Source organism: Nostoc sp. UIC 10890, assembly GCF_054786515.1.
This window is the reverse complement of record NZ_JBSGKF010000001.1, coordinates 2,858,962-2,876,948: the sequence shown is the minus strand read 5'-3', so window position 1 is coordinate 2,876,948 and position 17,987 is coordinate 2,858,962. Positions and strand designations below refer to the sequence as shown.

The window sequence follows — 17,987 nt, the reverse complement described above, 5'->3', positions numbered from 1 at the left end:
GTTTATTATCGTACTGGGGATTGGGGACTGGAAAATAGCGGTCGGTAAATTATGTTTGAGGATTGAAGTAAATCATACTTGCAGATATCAAGAGGTCACGTATATCTGTTAGCAACTCTTAACTCTTGACACGAATCACGGTGTGGGTGCAGGATTCGGATGTTTTCCTGCGTAGTAGACAACGACTTTAAGCTGTTCTTGATCAGGAACATAAAATACTCTGTCCCCTTTTGTTACCTCGTATTCCCATACTCCCTTGTAAGATTTGCCCTTCAAAGGGAAAACACGGCGAGGTTGTCTGGTTGTTGGTACAGTACATAAATCCTCGTAACAACGATGAGTGTTTTCTGGATGCCGTTGCATTAAAGCCTCCCAATCCCGATTCACTCGACGATTTTTGGCTACCACTAACCAAGTACTTTCTGTATCAGATAATGCAGGAGCCGTCAGTTTAACTTCTGGCGGCTCCACATTCTCTACTATTGGATCTTCAGAAGGGTTTTCTGACATACTCTCATTTACACAGCACTCTGAGCAGGTGGCGACTTTAATGGCACTTCATCAGTTTCGGCATTAAAAGCATCTGCCAGTTCAGGACTAGCGATCGCTATGGCGCTCTCGTGCCATTCATGGATGAGAGCGTCAATCATCTCCCATGCTATAGGAGAAGAATCTATCAATCGAAAAGCCTCACTTAGTTCTTTGATAAAGTCTTGCAGATCATCTTTTTCAAAGACACTCAGCCATCCATAAGGATGTTCAAAGCCAATTTCTTTTCCAAGTAGCAAAGAGAAGGCGACGGTTAATGCCTCAAAAACAGCTTTACTCTGTGTTGCTGCCTTTACAAGAAAAGTCATTTCCTCCCGGCGTAACAAAGCAAAAGACTGATCATTGCGAGTAATTGTCACTGGACGTTCTAAAGCTTTGTCCAGAACTCGCCCAGGCTGACGATTCAACTCAGTGGCTGTAATTAACTCATCTGAGTAGATATTGCCGAAAGTCGTGATAGACATAGGTTATGCGTTTTTAGTCAACGCCGATTTCATGAAATCAATGATTGTATACGTATAATTGTAGGTACTATTCATCAGGGGTCAATAGGGATAAAAGCTCTGAGCGCTGGAACTATTTCCAGAAAGGCATTTTAGATTTTCAGACTAGAGAAAATGCGGTATGAGTGATTATTTAGATGACTACGAATTTAACAACCTCGATTTTTACAGAAAAAATCATGGTTTACAGCTTTATTACAACTGGTCTGGGGAAATTTGGTGGCAAGAAACACCAGATAAATCAAAGGAAAAATTATTCTCTATTATTGGAATGAATGCTACCAAAGTATTTCTCAAGCCCGATCCTGAGTATGGCGAAGTCGGGTATCGCATCAATAGAGAGTTGGGTTTATTTTGTGACCCAGATACGCAAGAAATTCTGCACTTTTGGAAGTCACCAACAGCAAGTCAAGCAGTACCAGTAGTACACATTGCTAACCGGATTGTCCAAGGCTCAGTTAAACCAAAGAAATTTGTCATACCCAAAGGCAGGGGATATATTACCTCTGTCATGGAAATTCCTTTAGAATACCCGCATCCCTTAGCAGGAGATAGCAAATATTCAGACTATTGCCCTGGTGAAAAGTTTAAGGGAGTTGAGTACTTTATCTCAAATACTTGCCGACCCGATGCAACTGATGTCCCTCCTGCTCAGTGGGCGAGGGACTGTCCTTGGTTGCCGTGGATGAAGCTAGGATATGCTCATCCAGCTAAATTAAGATTTGAAACCACAATCTTTAGAGTAGATTCTTTTGAACAGCTTCATCCTAGCTTGGTCAAGTTGGTGAGGGAAAAAGTCCCAATTTATGAATTCACGCCAACAGAAAGTGATGAACCGAATGTGACGAGCATTCAATATTTTAAGAAAAACTTTGAGTCCTATTTACGAGGAGATATTTTTCCACTTGAGGAAACCTCTTAAAATAAATTGAATTCTTAGTGCGAATTAGGAATTAGTTATACCGTTTCTTTGTGAAGCTGCATATAATTCCCCTCGGCTATCGCTGTCCCCCTTTGCCAAGTCTACCGTGTATACACAAGTCCTAAAAACCTAGCTTGATAAGACTTTCCTCGTTCCCAGTCTCCGACTGGGAATGCATTCATTGAGTCTCTGACTCAATGCCAGATTGGAGGCAGAGCCTCAACGAGGAGCGTTCCCAGTCGGAGACTGGGAACAAGATAACGAGATAAACGATAGAACAATAAAAAATCAAACTTTTTTTGACTTGTATATACACGGTAGCTTGCCAAGTAGGGTGTGTTGTCGCAGAGTGAAACGCACCGTCAACAATCTCAGGTGCGTTAGCCTACGGCATCAACACATCCTACAGCTAATTTATATTTCTTCATATACATTGAATTTTTATCACCGACTTACTTAAAATACTTATCAGAACTTGGAGCAACAGCTGTAGTTGGGTTCAACTTTTGAAGAATTCCGTAAAAAAGCTTTACCAGTGGTAACTCGATCTGAGAAGATCGGAATATATGCATTTGTCAGCTATTAGTTAGTTGCCTCTTGCCAATTGTTCAGTTTTATGTAACAGCTAATTACTGGTCTTTAGCGAATAAGCAAATACAAACATTTTTTGGAACACTGACTACGCATCATTCATATAAACACGCATTTAGGAAACAAAACTTATGGATGAAACCTCAGAATTCACAACAACCAATAACGTAACCGCCCAAGATGTAGCAGAAGTTATTGCAGAACTTGAGCAATATCGGGAACGTCTAATCCAAGAAACTACGGAAACAGCAAAACGGGCTAAATTAATGAGAGTAAACGTCATGGCAAAACTAGAGCCTGAGCTTACCAAGATTGATTCTGCTCTCCAGGAACTCCGTAATCAACAAGCTGCCCTGAGTGCCAGCAATTAGTAATTTATTTTAATAATTTAGCTATAAGTTATATGCTCAACTCCGAAACTCAATCCGGGGCTGATTCGTTAAATCTGTCCCATGCAGAAACGGATGCTTTATTTGCAGCGGTGAGTGAGCAATTAAGCTTAAACACCTTCAACCCCGATGACCAAGAGCTAATACAGCAGATGGTTGAGAGTATGGGGGACTCACGGGGTATGGTTAGGTTGAGTTTCGCAGAGGCATTGGGTAAAATCGGTAAACCAGCGACCCCTTTATTGATGGAAGCTGTGGCAAATCATCCAAACCCAGTTGTGCGGAGAGCCAGTGCTAAAACCCTGACACTCATCGCTGACCCGATCGCAGTTCCCACTTTGGTCAATGCCCTCTTAAATGATGAAGATACCGTGGTCAAAACCTCGGCGGTGGGGGGGCTTGCCAAAATAGGGGAGGCTGCTGTACCAGCATTGCTAAAAATCTTAGCGTCAACCGAGTATCCAGAAAGTGCCAAAGGACATGCGGTATGGGCGTTGGGATTTATTGGGGCAGAAGCGAAGGAGCATTTATATCGGGAAATTAACTCAGACTCGGCTGAAGTTCGGGCTGCGGTGGTAGGTGCGATCGCTAAAATTGCTCAAGAAGGCACTGAAGAAGGAGCATTTCACATTCTGGTGAATGCTCTCACTGATTCATCCTTAATCGTGCGGTGTGAAGCTGCATCTGCTTTAGGCAGCCTAGCCTATCAACCAGCAATTCCTAATCTGGTCGAGTTACTGCATCATACCGATTGGGAAACTCGAAAAGCTGCGGCTTTAGCATTAATGAAAATTGGCGATCGCACTGCTTTAGAACCACTGCAAGCTGCATTAACTGAGGAAAAAGAAGCGGGGGTTCAGGCGGTGATCAAGTTGGCGATTTCTCAAATTCAGAGACAGTTAGAGGAGGATGCTTGGGAATAAATCGATGCACATTTACAACTTGACATCTTCCTCTCATTTTGAGAGTCTTTAATATCAAAGGTAATGACTATCGCCTGATTGTGGGTATTGACTACGAAAACCAAACGGTTTATTACAAATACTTTCTAACTCACGCTGAATAGGACAAAGGTAAATGGAAAAATGACCCTTACTTTTGACCAAGCTGCTTATAGTAGTCTGCTAGCTGAAGTTGCTCCTAAGGTAATTGAAACGGAAGAGGAGTATGATCGCGCTTTAGCTGTGGCAGAGCGCCTAACGTTTTGCAAGAACCGGACTCCAGAAGAACAAGCTCTGCATAAGCTGATAGTAACGCTGATTGAAGCGTATGAGGTACAGAACTATCCAATGGATGAATCTGCACCGCATGAAATTCTCCAGCACATTATGGAAGCCAGTGATACTTGTCAAGCTGACTTGGTGGGCATCATCGGATCGAGCGGCGTGGTATCTGAAGTTGTGAACGGTAAGCGGTCGATTAGTAAGGCACAAGCTAAGGCACTCGGAGATTACTTCAAGGTGACACCTAGTCTGTTCATCTAATGTATCCGCTCTATTAGGATTGACAAAGGTAGTTATATTTAAGAGCGATCGCTACTATCTTTTATACTTAATCACCTGATCTAATCGGGGCAAAGCACTGACTGCGGACTCTCTAACATACGGTTCAATAGATTCATCATTTGTCAATGCTGTCAACACTTCCACTGCTCGGATATCACCCATCGAACCGAGTGCATTGACGATCGCTACAGCCAGCGCAACATTATCTATTGTTTTTAGAGCTTCAGTCAAAATCTCAAAGGCAGGAGAACCTATTTCACCCAGCGCCATCACTGATGCAATATAAACAACGGGATTTTGGTCATTGAGCGCTGTTTTCAATCCCTGTAAGCCCTCAGCCGGGAAAGGAACATCGGGATGGTTAGCAGCAACCTGTGCCAGCGCCTTAGCACAGCTACCGCGAATGGTGGCATTATCGCTATTTACTAATGACTCTACCAGTAGCGGTACAGCGTCCGTACCAATAGCACCCAATGCCTTTACCGCCGCTCGACGGTAAGTCACATCTTCCTCATCCAAAATGCCCATCAGCCGAGGAATGGTATTTTCATCACGGACATCAGCTAGTTCCCACATAGCCCGTTCCCGCAGATTGGGGTTGGGGTGTTTTAACTGTTCAAATAGAGAATCTATTGTCATAAAATCAAATTTTCCTGTCTAAATCCCCCAAATTCAATCATGAATTACGAATTACGAATTACGAATTACGAATTACGAATTAGTAACAACTGAGGGACTCTTGGTCAGTCACTCAACCAGATACAGGCAAAGCAACAGACTGAGAGTCCCTAAGTTTTAGAGTATGACTATCGCTCGTCTAGTCAATCCGTGTCACTATGACAGGGAGTTGATTACATAGTCGAGGAGAGCGCGGAACTCAACCAATGCTTGAGGAGACATGTCGCGAGGAGAGCAAGCGCGATCGCGAGTATAAGTCATCGCGGTAACGTAAGGAGCTGTGGGCAGACCCAAAGAGCGATATACTTCACGAGCGCCTGCAATACCCCATTCGTCTAGAGGGCCAGTACCGCCCACAACTAAGCTGTAGTTGATCAAGCGTAGGTAATGCTTGATGTCGCGGAGGCACTTGTCTTTCTTAACTTGAGTGTCGCCAGCTTCACCTTCTTGGCTCAGGTAAGGATATTTCTTAAAGGCAGCATCATAAGCTTCCTTAGCTACGTTATCGATACCAGCAGCTAGCTTTTCAGCAGCTTCTAGACGAGCGCTAGCACGTTGAATGCTACCTTGAACTGATTCTAGATCAGAGGAGGTTGGGAAACGACCTGCTGCATCAGCAGCTCCAATAACCGTAGTGATAACTGATTTCATTGCTTTTTATACTCCAGATTAGATTTGATCGAGTTTTTATTTCAGTTGGCTTGACTAATAGGCTTTAGGCGTTAGCGATTAGCAATTAGCTCAGAGCAGAAATAACGCGATCGAAGTAGCTAGCAGCTTCAGCAGCTAGAGCAGAGCAGTCGCCTTGAGGAGTGTCCAGTTTGCGGAACTTTTTGCCAGCGTTAGCTTCAGTGTTGGTGTTGGTGATGTGAGCGACGCTAATAGCCTTCAGGATTTGGAAAGCGCGTACAGAAGATCCGGTAGGTACGCCCAAAGCTGTGTAGGTTTCTTTCAGACCGTTCAAAGCACGATCATCCAATACGGAAGAATCGCCAGCCAATAGTGCATAAGTTACGTAGCGCAGAACGATTTCAGCATCACGTAGGCAAGCAGCCATGCGACGGGTGGGGTACAAGTTACCACCAGATTGAATCAAACCTGTGTTTTCACAAGCAATCCCTGCAATGGCATCAGAAACCGCACAGCTAGCGTTGCTGGCGATCGCATTCACTGCATCAAGGCGCTTGTTGCCTTCAGCGATGAAAGACTTAAGGGCTGCCAAGTCAGCACCACCGATAGGAGCGGTTTTGGCGTCAGCCGCAATTACAGCTCTGGAAAAAGCATCAAGAACCATGAGTTCTCCTTAATATTCACAAATGGCGGATATTATTTCTGGCGTGTTCTCGATCAGATTAACTGTGAGTAGCCAAACAAAAACATAGGGGATCAATAGTACCCTAGTCTTTACTATGAGAGACAAAGTAATAATCTGTAATATTTAATTTGGGATTGGGGACTGGGGATTGGGGATTGGGGACTGGGGACTGGGGAAAAGGTTAAAGGGAAAAGGGAGAAACAGACCGTCAACAAGGAGCAAGATTTTTCTCACCCAGTCCAATTCCCAATGCCCAAAAAATTAAGACTTACGCGTTTCAATGGAACTCTGCCACTGCGTAAGTCTTAAGGAAAAAATCTTATTTTTTTACTTGATTAAGCTTGTTTGAGCAGATGTTTGACCAAATTATCTTTTACCATCATCTGCCGTAAGACTTCTAACAAAAAATCCTGAGCTTCTTCTTGACTCAAATTTTTTACCTGGTCTTTCAAATTTTGTAAACGAAACTGTTGCTCTAAAGTTAGTTCGATTGGAAAGTCCATCATTCACTCCTCGGATTGACTGGATCGAAGGGTATTTGTTGTTACCGCTAGTGTGAAGGCGCAAGCTGTCATCGACATTGCTTGCTAATAGTCTAGCACTGAGATATTAAAACGTCTACATTGTCAAGCTATAAGAAATAGACCTCATAAAAGTTTACAATTACACAACGACACGTCTGCCTCTCCCTTTGTAGGGAGTTTATTGAAGCTGACCGCGAATGGCTGTAATGTTTAGAATGTTTATATACCAACAACTGTAAAAAGAAAGAACAAGGAAAACATCATCCGCAGGAGTAATAAGTAGGAGTCAGAAGATTGATAGACGCAATGGAATTTTTTCAGCTAAGTGCTGGTAAGTGGCGATCGCAACGTGCAACTCATCATCTGGCCTTCAAGCGCTCAGAGACAGGAGAATCAGATATACAGGTAGAAACTCTAGATGCCGATCATCCAGAAATCATTGAACTGTGCCAGTATCATGAGATTGACCCCAGCCTTTCAATAGGTGGGTCACGTGTGCGTTGGCTAGGCACTATGGCATGGGATAGAGAGGGTGAGGAAAATCATCAGGGGAAAACCATATTTGCGATCGTGCCTGATGGTGATAACCCAAGGCAAGGCAAATTACTCCGTGAAAGAGGTTACGCCGAAATAGTGCCTGTAGTCGGACTTTTTCACATGGATGATGAAGATGGACTGGTGCTAACAACCGAATACGAAACAATGAGTTCCATTGAGCGATTCTGGTTTGCCAGCCCAAATATGCGACTGCGAACCAGTACAGTCAAACGATTTGGCGGCTTCAGTACAGCATCGTTTTGTTCTGAAACCCGCATTGATAATTCTGTTGAGGTTTCCAGCACAGCAGAAGTAACAGAAAAACAAGGGCCGGATGTTCTGGAAAAAAGACAGTTTTATTCAGTTTTGGGCTGGTGAATTATCTCAAGCAGAGTGATGCTTTTACTCGTGGGCAAGATTACCTGCGTCTGGTACAGGGACTTGCCCTAGAACCGGGTATGGTGGATGTGTTTGATAACCTGCGCGATCGCATTCCCATTTGCACTTGGATCGGTGAAAATATTAACACCGTAAACGCTCAGATAAATGCCTATCTAGAAGTTTGTCATGAGTGCTTTCATCCCCAAGAGCGTCGCCACATCCAAATTTTTGCAGTACCCATAGCTCAATCCTTCGGTATAGATGGGCTGTGCAACATTCTCACAAACCCAACCACCATTTTGGTAGATGTCGGTCGAGTTGAACCTAAAGACTGGTTTGGTGTAGTCGTCCATGAATACGCCCATGCCCATCTAGGAGACTTTGGTCACAACGAGCAGTTTGCTAGTATCCTATCTCATCTATGTTTAGGACTGGGATTGGAACCACCCTACTGGGAGGTAGGGATGGAAGCAACTTTGCGTAGCTGGCCTTACTGTAAGTCAACCATAGACCCCCTGAAATTTTGGATAGGTCATTGAAGGAAGGAGGGGAGGCAGGGGAGCAGGGGAGGCAGAGGAGCAGAGGAGCAGAGGTGAATAACCAATTTCCAGTCCCCAGTCCCCAATTAGCCATTAATTTCTTTTGCTAAATGTTAAAAATTATTGCCTTAGTTCAAAAAGGTGAAACGGAATCTTCTAATCTAAAATATGTGAACAAAGCTTTTTGAGTCATTTACGTAGCCATTAAGCTGGAAGCCCTGCTCCCTTTATTAATTAGCTATGGGTTAAATCCAGCAGGCTAATCATTTTCTTCTACGAATACTGAAATCACCCTTAGTTAAGTTTCGTGAAATTTTATCAGAATCTGAGGTTCTGATCCAACTACTCCCTTAATATGTGATTTAAAGTTGTTAACTTTAATTAAGAAACATGGAGGCTTTAGAGTGTCAATTCCTCTGTTAACGTATGATCCTTCAAGTCAAAATCAGCGTGTAGCTGGATATGAAGTACCAGGTGATGAACAGCCTAGGATTTTTACTACAGACAATATACTTTCTCCGTCAGATTTAGGTGATCTGATTGAAGCAGCATATCGTCAAATTTTCTTTTATGCCTTTGCTGCCGATCGCGAAACATATTTAGAGTCTCAACTCCGTAATGGACAAATTACAGTGCGGGACTTTATTCGTGGGTTGCTGCTTTCTAATACCTTTAAGAAAAGCTTCTACGACCTCAACAATAATTATCGCTTTGTTGAGCAAGTAATCCAGCGGGTTTTGGGACGCGACCCATACAACGAGCGCGAAAAAATTGCTTGGTCAATTGTAGTTGCTACCAAGGGTATTGTAGGCTTGGTTGATGAAGTACTCAACACCGAAGAGTACCTGAGCAATTTTGGATACTCCACAGTGCCTTATCAGCGCCGTCGGATACTGCCATCTCAATCTCAGGGTGAATTGCCATTCAACATCAAATCACCACGATACGAAGATTACCACCGTACCAAACTGGGTTTCCCCCAAATCATTTGGCAGGTCGAAGTACGCAGATTCCTTCCACAAGAGCAAAAGCCCAAAGCTGGCGATCCAGCTCTATTCCTGTCTATGGCACAAAGTGTCAATGCAACTGGCAATGCGCCACAAAGGATCTCGTCATTCAATATCGATATCGAAAAGTCTGTACCTTATCGGCAACTGGCAGGAATTAAATAACGATTTTTGAACGGTGGCTGGCTAGTACATCCATTTGATAATTTATAGCGTGCATAAGTCTTGGGTTATGTAGGAGTTTTATTTAGGTATAACTAAGTGAAACAGACTCTATCCCATGTCTAATGCACGCTAGTTGTTAATGGGAATTGGGAATTGGGCATTGGGAAATTGGATATGGTTTTTTATCAATGCTTGAGTCTTTAAAATGAGGCTAGTTTCAGGTGTGGGATGAGCTTAAAGTACAGTTCGTCTTTTTAACATCTCCAAAAGTTTTGTAAAGTGGGCGGGAGGAGTCGCTGTCACCTCAATCAACTCCCCAGACAGAGGATGCTGCAATTTTAGTCGCCAAGCGTGGAGTGCTTGACCGGGCAAATTTACTCCCACTGAATGACCAGAACTATAAACTCGATCGCCGACAATTGGATGACCCATTTTGCTGCTGTGGACACGAATTTGATGGGTACGTCCAGTTTCTAATTGAAAGTGAATCAAGGTGAAGTTACCAAGGCGTTCTAGTATTTGCCAATGAGTGACGGCAGATCGTCCGCCTTGTTCAACAGGTATAATTGCCATTTTCTTGCGGTCTTGGGGATGGCGACCAATGGGCAAATCTATAGTGCCACTTTCAGTTTTTGGCGCACCGTAAACTACGCCCAAGTATTCTCGCCGTGCAGTTTTAGCTTTGAGTTGTGCTTGTAGGTGATGATGGGCAATATCTGTTTTAGCGATCGCGATCGCTCCCGTTGTATCCTTATCCAATCGATGGACGATTCCCGGACGTTGGACTCCGCCAATTCCTGGTAAATTGGGACAGTGAGCCAACAGCGCATTTACCAAAGTGCCATCTGGATGACCGGGTGCTGGATGGACAACTAAACCTGCGGGTTTGTTGAGAATAAGTAACTGGTCGTCTTCGTAGAGGATATCTAATGGAATATCTTCTGCTAGTAGTTCCAGGGGTTGCGCTTCTGGTATTTCGAGAGTGATGCGATCGCCTAGCTTGACATTGATCTTCTTAGAGGTGCAAACTTTGTCGTTAAGTTGGACGTTACCCTGTTCGATTAACTGTTGGATGCGAGAACGGGATAAATCTGGTAATTCTTGGGAAAGGAAACGGTCAAGGCGATCGCCTTTGGTATTGATGCAGTGTATCGTACTCTGAAGGGGAAGCAAGCTAGGTAAAGCATCCTCCAGTGGAGTTGATAAGCGTTCGCCCTTGGCGTTGGCAAAGCGATCGCTATTTTCTTGGATTTGTAAATTAAATTCGGTCACAATTACTCTATATTAATTCCCCTTCTTTAAGTAAAGCGCGGAATGCCTTTAATTAGGCGGTTAGAAATCGCGTCTACTCAAGAAAACCTTGATTTGACTTTAGCGAACGAGAGTTCGTGTACCCGCGAATGCTATTGCCTTAGCTGCCTTGTATTTATTCTCTTACCGATTGTCGAAATGCTCTAAGTGCTGAACTCATTCCTGTAGTTCGCGCCATTTCCACAAACCGGGGAATGAGTTCCATGATAGAAAAAGTAGGAAATGTGGGGCTGATGAGAGACTTCACATATTGTTCACCTTGCAGCAAGCTAATTTCTAGGTTTTTGTTTTCATATCGCCAAATTTCAGGTACTCTTAACGCTTCGTAGGCACTAATTTGGGTTTTAGAGGTGACATCAATTTCAATCGCCAAATCAGGAGGAGGATCAACAGTTAGGTCGATCCTGTCTTTCCCAATCATTAGCTTATAGTTTTGAATATAAAAACAATCATCAGGTTCAATACCTGCACTTATATCTTTTCGCTTAAAGGTAGTTGAACCTAAAGACTCCCAATTGAGATCGAGTTCATCTAGCAAAGCTTTCACCAAGTCTCCGATGATTACCTTAGATCGCTCATGTTCTGGTAATGGAGCCATAATTTCTAACGTTCCTTGGCTGTATGCTATTCGACTCCCGCGATGTTCCCCTAACTCATTGAGAATTGCTTCAAATACTTGCCAACTCACATCTTCCAGTATTATTCTTTGCCCTGGTGGAACTCGAATTTGGCTGAGTTGAAGAGTAACCATAGGATGTTAGTTGTTAAATAATTTCATTTTTACTCAAATTCGAGATGAGCGAAAAGGGAATTTTCCCAAATTGGATGTAGCAACCGCCCCAAAAGCGATGGCTTCGCCAACGCCAAAGGCGAACGCTTAAATTCTTTCCATCTCTTCTCCTCTGTGTCCTCCGCGCTTCTGCGGTTCATAATTCTAAATTTATAACTTCTTGCGGCAACTCAAATAAACCATCTTCCCCAGCTTCAAAATCAATCACCTGATAGACAGCATCGATATTTAATTCACCATAAATATGAGGAAATAATTCACCTATTTCAGCAGGTTCATAGCGAATTTCGGCTTGTACTTTTTCCGAATCAATAAAAAGTAGTACTAATTCTTTTTGATTATCAAAAAATCTCTTGGCAACCTTGAGTATTTGCGTTGATTTTGAACAATGTATAAAACTTTCACTTTCTAACGAATCAGCGCGATATGTACCGAGATTTTTTGCTTGTTCCCATTGTTGGCGTTTGGTAATATGGAGAATGGTATTCATAGAAAATCTAGAAATTTCTGCATTTTGTAAGATTGTCATGAAGTCATCTAAATTTGTAAAGTCTTGAATAACTTTTTTAGCGCCTATATTTATTAATTTGTTATTACCTATTCCAATAAAAGCAATACTCAACTTACAGGCTGCTTTTACATCCCAAACACCATCACCGACAAAAACAACTTTCTGAAATTTTTCAATTTGATAAACATTTTGTGCTTTGATAATAGCTGTCTTAATAATATCTTCTCGCGAAAGTGCATCATTAGCTGAAGCCAACGGAATGCCTTCTATTTCTAAGTTGGCTTTTTGAAGTTTTAGTTTAGCAGACTCACGCCAACCACCAGTTGCGATCGCAACACACCAATCAGGGTATAACTGTAATTTAGCTAATACATTTGCAGAACCAGGTATTTCGCTGAATAAATCTTGGTTATTAATATACGCTTCCTGGAGTAGACTAACATAACGCGCTTTGATTCTGACTAACTCTTCATCTGAAGGAAGACGTTTTAATTTTTCTTTGAAAATTTCTTGGGTAATTCCCGAATCTGTGGTGTATGAGTATTCAGACCAATTTGTATGTACACCAAAAATTCCAAATTCTAATGCAAAAGCACGTTTAAAACAATCTTCATCAACTTTGTAGGTGTTTGTCAGTGTACCATCAATATCAAAAATCACTAATTGCATACAAGCGATCGCTCTACAAAATTCTTCTTTAAAATCTTACGCCCAGAGTCCCTAGATACAAAGCTTTTTATAGTTTTCATGTTACTTGTCTCAAGGTGATTTTATCTCAATAGGTTCATCTGGATAAAATTCAATACATACATTATTGGGTTTATGGCTATTAGGATATATAGATATCCTTATTTCTAATTTACCTTTCTGCAATTTGTTTCCACTTTGAAGAACCTGACAATCTTTAACAGCATTTAATCTAAACTCACTGACTGGAATTGACTCATCGCGAGCAGGCATATTGCTAAATAAAGTACCAATTGAGATATCAAAGTTTTGAGCTTTATCATTGCAAATTTTCTGACGCCATTTATTTACAACATCTCGTATAATTAGCTCTCTTAATTTACTTACTTTAAAAGTATCTTTTTCAAAAAAGATGACATCATCACCACACTCTAAAGGAATAATTTTAGCTTTCATGAAAATGCCTATACTGTCAACTCAGAGTCAGTAGTACTTATTTTCTAATTTACAGTAACTATGAAATTATAATGTAAAAATATTTATGTAAATATAGTGAAAACACTGAATAATAAGTTATTAACAATATCAAGTAATTGCTCTAAAAGATTATTATTTCAAATCTCATACCCAGACACCCAAATACAAAGTTTTTCTTTACGCTTTTGGGTAAGATGATAATTTTATAAATTCGGCGGAATACAAATATCCGGCGCACATAAACCACTAAATTGCAGCGTTATCACCTCAAAATTATCTAAATCTACGCGGCGGATAGTATGATTATTGGTATCAGCAATATATAGATATGAATCTATAACACTCAATCCTGAAGGTTCAAAAAAGCGGCTATTTTTACCTTGACCATCTTGTAAACCCGCAGAACCATCTCCCAAAACTGTTTGACAATTTCCACTAGGACTAACTAATTTAATTTTATGGTTATAAGTATCTGCCACCCACAGAAAATTCTGGGCATATTCTACTCCTAAACAGTGTTGTAAACGGACATCTTCACCTTGTCCATCTACATCGCCAAAGTCAAATAAACCCCCACTACCGCAAACAGTTCGCACTTGATACGGTTCGACAATTCCAACACCACGAATTGAACTAACTTCACTGTCAGCTATATATAATTCTTGCCCATTATTAGTAATACCACTAGGTTGAGCAAAAGCAGATTCGGTAAGTGAACCATCAATACACGCTTCTGCACCAATACCAGCATAAGTTTTGATAATGCCAGTTTCTAAATTCATTTCCCAGATTTGATGCGGCCCAGCCATTGCAATAAATAAGGTATTTCCCACTTTCACTAAATCCCAAGGGGAATTCAGCGCGGTTTCTAAACCAGCACCGCCATGAGGATGAATATTGCGGCTTTGTTCACCAATTCCTGCAATAGTTTCAACTACTTGGCGCTTTAAATCAACTCGCCGCAGAACATGATTTTCTGTATCAGCAACATAAAGAATCTCATTTTCGTTATCATAAGCCATTCCTTGCGGTGCAAAAAATTGCGCTTCGTTAAAAGCACCATCGGTTAAACCTGATTTTCCAGTACCAATTAAGTGCAAGATTTCTCCATCAAAGCTACTCACAACCAGGCGGTGATGTCCAGAGTCAGCGATGAATAAACCCATTGGAGTAGCTAGAACTTTACCAGGGAAAGCTAGGGATGTGATTAATGGTTGGCGCTGTTTTTCTAAAGTCAAGCTGATTTCTTGGAAATTAATTGTGCCTTTGTCTTGATGTTGCTGAATTAACTTTTGAATCAACTCGTCTAAAGTATCACGGTTTCCTTCACCAGAAATCTGGCCAATCACGTAACCTTCTGGATCAATAATTATTAATGTAGGCCATGCACGCACGGCATACTCTTGCCAAATCCGAAAATCTCTGTCAACTACAACTGGATGTTCAATGTCGTAGCGCAGAATAGCTTGGCGGATATTTTCTGTTTCTTTTTCATTTTCAAATTTGGCGGAGTGAACGCCGATAATGGTAAGGCTATCTTTATATTTTTGTTCTAAATATTTCAGGTTTGGCAGAATATGTAGACAATTAATGCAGCAGTATGTCCAAAAATCTAAAATTACGACTCTACCTTTGAATTGTTTAAGAGACAAGGGTTTATCGGTATTTAGCCAAGAGTAATTTTGTGGGAATTCTGGCGCTCTAACACGGGGAATCATAGGTAATTTGTAATTCGTAATTCGTAATTCGTAATTAATAAATGCAAGCTTTATGCTTATTGACTATATGTAATTTAAGGTGGCTGTATCTGTTGTGAAAGGATTGGAAAAATTAACTAGTACGGAGTTATCAGTTTGGGTGGAACAAGCGAAAGTCCAGGCTAAACGGGGACGAGTTATCGATCGCATTCCGCAATTAGCTAAAGCTGATCCTGGTTGGTTTGCAGCCCATATCTGCTGTGAATCGGGGAAAAGTCTTAGTTTTGGGGATATAGCTTGTATTTTCCCGCTAATGAGCGTGATTAAGACATTTTCTCTCCTTTATCTGCTGGAACATTTTGGAGCAGAAACGGTTTTTAAGTGGGTTGGGGTGGAACCATCGGATGCACCCTTCAATTCTTTAGAACAATTAGTTAGCGATCGCGGCCACCCTCGCAACCCTATGATTAATAGTGGGGCAATCACTCTCGCTGATAAGTTACCAGGAAAGGATGCAAATCAACACACTCTTTTATTTTGTCAATGGCTCAACCAATTAGCAGGTTGCCAATTAAGTTTAGATGAGCAAATGCTGGCTTCAGTGCGATTAACCCGCTCAACAGCTAATGAAGCGATCGCAAACTATCTCGCCGAAGCTGGACATCTAGAAAATGTTGAAATAGCACTTGACACGTACGAGCAAATATGCTGTTTTTCTGGGCGAGTTGAAGATTTAGCCCTGTTAGGAAAACTGTTAGCTTTTGACAATGGCTGTATATCACCACAAAACCGCCGAATTGTCAACGCTGTAATGTCAACTTGTGGACTATACGAAGCTTCTGCCAAGTTTGCAGTCAGAATTGGTCTACCGATGAAATCAGGTATTGGTGGTGGACTTGTAGCAATAGTACCAGGTGAGGGAGCGATCGCTTGCTACAGTCCTGGTTTGGATAATATCGGAAATCCTGTAGGTGCGATCGCATTTGTTGAGGCTTTAGCGCAAGAGTTACAGTTGAGTATTTTTGGTTAACTCTGGTTTTTCTGCTTCGGGAGCGCTTATTTTAGGTAACGGCGTTGATTCAGGAGTTGGCGTTACCTCCGGTTGTGGTTCTGGTGCTGGAGACTCGATAATCTCTGGCAGCGTTGGTGGCAAACTAGGAGATGGCGCCACTGTTACTTGTGGAGTTGGTGTCTTGCCCGTTTGACGGTTAAAAAATCCACCAAATCTAGATTTTTTTGTCTGAGGGACAACTTTTTCGGGTAACGGCGTTGATTCAGGAGTTGGTGTTACCTCTGGCTGTGGTTCTGGTGTTGGCGTAATTATTTCTGGTACAGGAGACTCGATAATCTCTGGCAGCGTGGGTGGCAAACTAGGAGATGGTGCAACTGTTGTTTGTGGTGTGGGAACTTTACCAGCCCCACGGTTAAAAAATCCGCCAAATCTAGGTTTTGTTGGTTGAGGGATAACTTTTTCGGGTAACGGCGTTGATTCAGGAGTCGGCGTTACCTCTGGCTGTGGTTCTGGTATCGGAGACTCAATTATTTCTGATGGTGTCGGGGATAAGGTGGGAGATGGTACAGCCGTTGGAACTTCCAATTCTGGTTGTTCTGGCTGTGTTTTAGATTCTTTGGGAACTTCAGTTTCAGGAATGGGCTGTTTTTCTAGCTTCGGTTGTATTTGGGGTGTTTTTTCAACAGAAGGGGTAGGTGTGGGTTTAGGTACAAGTTTATAATTCGGATCTACAATGCCCCGAACCTCATCTGCTGTGAGTTCTCCTCTCACGATTTTTGATAAAGTGTCTTTACCCTTTGGCTGGTAGTCAATCAACCGGACTGTGGTATTAAAGGCATTTTTGAGAGGATTTCCCTGATTATCGAGAAATTCCAGCTTTATCCAGTTTTTACCAGTTTGGAAACCTTTAAGATAAACAGCTTGCCAGCGATCGAAAATAAAGCTTTCACTATTAATTGTGACGCGGATGCGCCAATCACTAAATCCGTCGTTAGCGTTTTCCTTCTCAATCAGATGTAGGGGAGCGTTAGTTAGATAAAAGTCCAGTAATATTGGCTCTGCCCCATAGCTGCTTTGAGGACGGCTATAAGTTAGCAGAGGTAACTTGGGATCTGGGTTGTTGTCGTCGGTTTTGGTAAAGACGTGAAATGTTGTCTGGGCATAAGCGCCTTCATTCTTAAAGCTTTCATGCCAAGGACGAGAAGCAAAGACGCGCAGGGTATGAGTACCTGGAGACAAGTCTGGCAAAACTAAGGGCTGATTGAGGTCGTAAACAGGTATATAAGGTTGATTATCCAAAATTACATGGAGATGTGGCCCCAATTGCAATTGTTGGTCTTTAAATATTGGTAGATCCTTTACCTGAAAACTGGCTGTGATTTTGTTATCTTGGAAAACTTCATCAGATTTTGGAGTAACAATTGTCACTTGTGGCTGATAAACTTCCAAAATTGTCCGCAGTTCTTGAATAACAGATGGTGGGGAAACTTCCGAAAATTGCTTTGAAATTTGAGAAATCTGTGGAGAGTTTTCTCTATAGCTATTAGATACTTCCTGGCTAGCGACTTTCTCGCCACAACTGGTCAAGCTTAACACCAGCACCAATGTCATTATCCACCTAAGAATCGGGAACCTCTCAGGGAGGAGCTTCTCTAACACCCTTTTCTGCCACGAGTTCATGCGTTGCACCCAGTGATAGTCTTCGACAATTGACAGATTATTTTCGCTCAAACTGTCCATCTGGAACTATAGCCCAAAAGGTGAAATCTACCTCACATCGCCTAAGTTTTCCTGTGTCTATTTCAGTAGATTTTAAAATAAGTCATACTTTTTACAGCTTTTTACTTACAACAATGGAAAGATGACACAAATGTTCATGAGTAATAGTAGTAAAAGC

21 protein-coding genes and 2 pseudogenes are annotated in these 17,987 nt (G+C 41.9%); 9 read left to right on the top strand and 14 right to left on the bottom strand.

Translation table 11 applies throughout. The features are described 5' to 3' along the window. Positions 1-135 precede the first annotated feature (135 nt). Together ACWATR_RS11450 and ACWATR_RS11445 are read right to left on the bottom strand one after the other, a co-directional pair. Positions 136-510, bottom strand: a complete 375-nt coding sequence (locus tag ACWATR_RS11450; protein WP_460332310.1) for a hypothetical protein — start codon at positions 508-510, stop codon at positions 136-138. Positions 511-518: 8 nt separating this feature from the next. Continuing rightward, complete coding sequence (locus ACWATR_RS11445) at positions 519-1,013, bottom strand: hypothetical protein (RefSeq protein WP_460332308.1); 495 nt, start codon at positions 1,011-1,013, stop codon at positions 519-521. 160 nt (positions 1,014-1,173) lie between these two features. Between ACWATR_RS11445 and ACWATR_RS11440 the strand changes: the two genes are divergently transcribed. From ACWATR_RS11440 to ACWATR_RS11420, 5 genes and pseudogenes are all read left to right on the top strand, one after another. Beyond that, the gene (locus ACWATR_RS11440) at positions 1,174-1,974 is read left to right on the top strand and encodes a DUF1838 family protein (protein WP_460332306.1); all 801 of its coding nucleotides are present in this window, start codon (positions 1,174-1,176) and stop codon (positions 1,972-1,974) included. A 722-nt stretch (positions 1,975-2,696) separates the two neighbouring features. After that, positions 2,697-2,936 (top strand): hypothetical protein, encoded by a 240-nt coding sequence (locus ACWATR_RS11435; RefSeq protein WP_460332304.1) that lies wholly within the window; start codon positions 2,697-2,699, stop codon positions 2,934-2,936. 32 nt (positions 2,937-2,968) lie between these two features. Further along, positions 2,969-3,877 (top strand): HEAT repeat domain-containing protein, encoded by a 909-nt coding sequence (locus ACWATR_RS11430; RefSeq protein ID WP_460332302.1) that lies wholly within the window; start codon positions 2,969-2,971, stop codon positions 3,875-3,877. Positions 3,878-3,921: 44 nt separating this feature from the next. Beyond that, positions 3,922-4,020: pseudogene (locus ACWATR_RS11425) on the top strand (type II toxin-antitoxin system HigB family toxin); the annotation flags it as partial. Between the two features lie 19 nt (positions 4,021-4,039). Continuing rightward, positions 4,040-4,438 (top strand): helix-turn-helix domain-containing protein, encoded by a 399-nt coding sequence (locus ACWATR_RS11420; RefSeq protein WP_069074018.1) that lies wholly within the window; start codon positions 4,040-4,042, stop codon positions 4,436-4,438. A gap of 54 nt (positions 4,439-4,492) precedes the next feature. On the opposite strand, the gene ACWATR_RS11415 is transcribed toward ACWATR_RS11420, so the two are convergent. The 4 genes from ACWATR_RS11415 to ACWATR_RS11400 all read right to left on the bottom strand — a co-directional run bounded on the left by ACWATR_RS11415 (position 4,493) and on the right by ACWATR_RS11400 (position 6,958). After that, positions 4,493-5,098, bottom strand: a complete 606-nt coding sequence (locus tag ACWATR_RS11415; protein ID WP_460332300.1) for a HEAT repeat domain-containing protein — start codon at positions 5,096-5,098, stop codon at positions 4,493-4,495. Positions 5,099-5,293: 195 nt separating this feature from the next. Continuing rightward, on the bottom strand, positions 5,294-5,788 hold the full coding sequence (locus ACWATR_RS11410; protein ID WP_460332298.1) for a bleomycin hydrolase: 495 nt from the start codon (positions 5,786-5,788) through the stop codon (positions 5,294-5,296). Positions 5,789-5,873: 85 nt separating this feature from the next. After that, positions 5,874-6,431: a globin family protein gene (locus tag ACWATR_RS11405; RefSeq protein ID WP_181931967.1), complete on the bottom strand. Its 558-nt coding sequence runs from the start codon at positions 6,429-6,431 to the stop codon at positions 5,874-5,876. A gap of 356 nt (positions 6,432-6,787) precedes the next feature. Then, a complete protein-coding gene (locus ACWATR_RS11400) occupies positions 6,788-6,958 on the bottom strand; it encodes an NblA/ycf18 family protein (protein WP_238846266.1) in 171 nt (56 codons plus the stop codon). Between the two features lie 315 nt (positions 6,959-7,273). On the opposite strand from ACWATR_RS11400, the gene ACWATR_RS11395 reads away from it, so the two are divergent. The 3 genes from ACWATR_RS11395 (at position 7,274) to ACWATR_RS11385 (ending at position 9,605) form a co-directional block, all read left to right on the top strand. After that, entirely contained in the window at positions 7,274-7,891 is a 618-nt protein-coding gene (locus ACWATR_RS11395) for a phycobiliprotein lyase (RefSeq protein ID WP_069074026.1), read from the top strand. Beyond that, the gene (locus ACWATR_RS11390) at positions 7,888-8,433 is read left to right on the top strand and encodes a hypothetical protein (RefSeq protein WP_435019271.1); all 546 of its coding nucleotides are present in this window, start codon (positions 7,888-7,890) and stop codon (positions 8,431-8,433) included. Before ACWATR_RS11395 ends, ACWATR_RS11390 begins: the two co-directional genes overlap by 4 nt. Before the next feature lie 404 nt (positions 8,434-8,837). After that, complete coding sequence (locus ACWATR_RS11385; RefSeq protein ID WP_460332295.1) at positions 8,838-9,605, top strand: phycobilisome rod-core linker polypeptide; 768 nt, start codon at positions 8,838-8,840, stop codon at positions 9,603-9,605. A 234-nt stretch (positions 9,606-9,839) separates the two neighbouring features. Here ACWATR_RS11385 and ACWATR_RS11380 read toward each other — a convergent pair whose 3' ends face one another. The 7 genes and pseudogenes from ACWATR_RS11380 to ACWATR_RS11350 all read right to left on the bottom strand — a co-directional run bounded on the left by ACWATR_RS11380 (position 9,840) and on the right by ACWATR_RS11350 (position 15,099). Continuing rightward, positions 9,840-10,757, bottom strand: coding sequence for an RluA family pseudouridine synthase (locus ACWATR_RS11380; RefSeq protein WP_460340362.1), 918 nt, complete (start codon positions 10,755-10,757; stop codon positions 9,840-9,842). 274 nt (positions 10,758-11,031) lie between these two features. Next, the gene (locus tag ACWATR_RS11375) at positions 11,032-11,667 is read right to left on the bottom strand and encodes a Uma2 family endonuclease (protein ID WP_460332293.1); all 636 of its coding nucleotides are present in this window, start codon (positions 11,665-11,667) and stop codon (positions 11,032-11,034) included. Positions 11,668-11,696: 29 nt separating this feature from the next. Further along, positions 11,697-11,846 carry a hypothetical protein gene (locus tag ACWATR_RS11370; protein WP_460332291.1) on the bottom strand — a complete coding sequence of 50 codons (150 nt, stop codon included), beginning with the start codon at positions 11,844-11,846 and terminating at the stop codon, positions 11,697-11,699. Next, on the bottom strand, positions 11,843-12,196 hold the full coding sequence (locus ACWATR_RS11365; RefSeq protein WP_460340359.1) for a DUF952 domain-containing protein: 354 nt from the start codon (positions 12,194-12,196) through the stop codon (positions 11,843-11,845). The genes ACWATR_RS11370 and ACWATR_RS11365 overlap by 4 nt, the downstream gene beginning before the upstream one ends. Before the next feature lie 123 nt (positions 12,197-12,319). Then, positions 12,320-12,886, bottom strand: a pseudogene (locus ACWATR_RS11360) (HAD family hydrolase); the annotation flags it as partial. Between the two features lie 90 nt (positions 12,887-12,976). Then, complete coding sequence (locus ACWATR_RS11355) at positions 12,977-13,360, bottom strand: KGK domain-containing protein (protein ID WP_460332289.1); 384 nt, start codon at positions 13,358-13,360, stop codon at positions 12,977-12,979. A 224-nt stretch (positions 13,361-13,584) separates the two neighbouring features. Next, positions 13,585-15,099, bottom strand: coding sequence for a thioredoxin-like domain-containing protein (locus ACWATR_RS11350; protein ID WP_460332287.1), 1,515 nt, complete (start codon positions 15,097-15,099; stop codon positions 13,585-13,587). A 94-nt stretch (positions 15,100-15,193) separates the two neighbouring features. On the opposite strand from ACWATR_RS11350, the gene glsA reads away from it, so the two are divergent. Continuing rightward, on the top strand, positions 15,194-16,108 hold the full coding sequence (gene glsA / locus ACWATR_RS11345; RefSeq protein ID WP_460340356.1) for a glutaminase A: 915 nt from the start codon (positions 15,194-15,196) through the stop codon (positions 16,106-16,108). On the opposite strand, the gene ACWATR_RS11340 is transcribed toward glsA, so the two are convergent. Beyond that, entirely contained in the window at positions 16,085-17,770 is a 1,686-nt protein-coding gene (locus tag ACWATR_RS11340; RefSeq protein ID WP_460340353.1) for a hypothetical protein, read from the bottom strand. The genes glsA and ACWATR_RS11340 overlap by 24 nt on opposite strands. Positions 17,771-17,987 lie beyond the last annotated feature (217 nt).

What these genes read in the sequence shown, in the direction of transcription:
- ACWATR_RS11450 (WP_460332310.1), bottom strand. Translation starts at nt 510, where the DNA reads ATGTCAGAAAACCCTTCTGAAGATCCAATAGTAGAGAATGTGGAGCCG.
- ACWATR_RS11445 (WP_460332308.1), bottom strand. Translation starts at nt 1,013, where the DNA reads ATGTCTATCACGACTTTCGGCAATATCTACTCAGATGAGTTAATTACA.
- ACWATR_RS11440 (WP_460332306.1), top strand. Translation starts at nt 1,174, where the DNA reads ATGAGTGATTATTTAGATGACTACGAATTTAACAACCTCGATTTTTAC.
- ACWATR_RS11435 (WP_460332304.1), top strand. Translation starts at nt 2,697, where the DNA reads ATGGATGAAACCTCAGAATTCACAACAACCAATAACGTAACCGCCCAA.
- ACWATR_RS11430 (WP_460332302.1), top strand. Translation starts at nt 2,969, where the DNA reads ATGCTCAACTCCGAAACTCAATCCGGGGCTGATTCGTTAAATCTGTCC.
- ACWATR_RS11420 (WP_069074018.1), top strand. Translation starts at nt 4,040, where the DNA reads ATGACCCTTACTTTTGACCAAGCTGCTTATAGTAGTCTGCTAGCTGAA.
- ACWATR_RS11415 (WP_460332300.1), bottom strand. Translation starts at nt 5,098, where the DNA reads ATGACAATAGATTCTCTATTTGAACAGTTAAAACACCCCAACCCCAAT.
- ACWATR_RS11410 (WP_460332298.1), bottom strand. Translation starts at nt 5,788, where the DNA reads ATGAAATCAGTTATCACTACGGTTATTGGAGCTGCTGATGCAGCAGGT.
- ACWATR_RS11405 (WP_181931967.1), bottom strand. Translation starts at nt 6,431, where the DNA reads ATGGTTCTTGATGCTTTTTCCAGAGCTGTAATTGCGGCTGACGCCAAA.
- ACWATR_RS11400 (WP_238846266.1), bottom strand. Translation starts at nt 6,958, where the DNA reads ATGATGGACTTTCCAATCGAACTAACTTTAGAGCAACAGTTTCGTTTA.
- ACWATR_RS11375 (WP_460332293.1), bottom strand. Translation starts at nt 11,667, where the DNA reads ATGGTTACTCTTCAACTCAGCCAAATTCGAGTTCCACCAGGGCAAAGA.
- ACWATR_RS11370 (WP_460332291.1), bottom strand. Translation starts at nt 11,846, where the DNA reads ATGAACCGCAGAAGCGCGGAGGACACAGAGGAGAAGAGATGGAAAGAA.
- ACWATR_RS11365 (WP_460340359.1), bottom strand. Translation starts at nt 12,196, where the DNA reads ATGAATACCATTCTCCATATTACCAAACGCCAACAATGGGAACAAGCA.
- ACWATR_RS11355 (WP_460332289.1), bottom strand. Translation starts at nt 13,360, where the DNA reads ATGAAAGCTAAAATTATTCCTTTAGAGTGTGGTGATGATGTCATCTTT.
- ACWATR_RS11350 (WP_460332287.1), bottom strand. Translation starts at nt 15,099, where the DNA reads ATGATTCCCCGTGTTAGAGCGCCAGAATTCCCACAAAATTACTCTTGG.
- ACWATR_RS11340 (WP_460340353.1), bottom strand. Translation starts at nt 17,770, where the DNA reads ATGAACTCGTGGCAGAAAAGGGTGTTAGAGAAGCTCCTCCCTGAGAGG.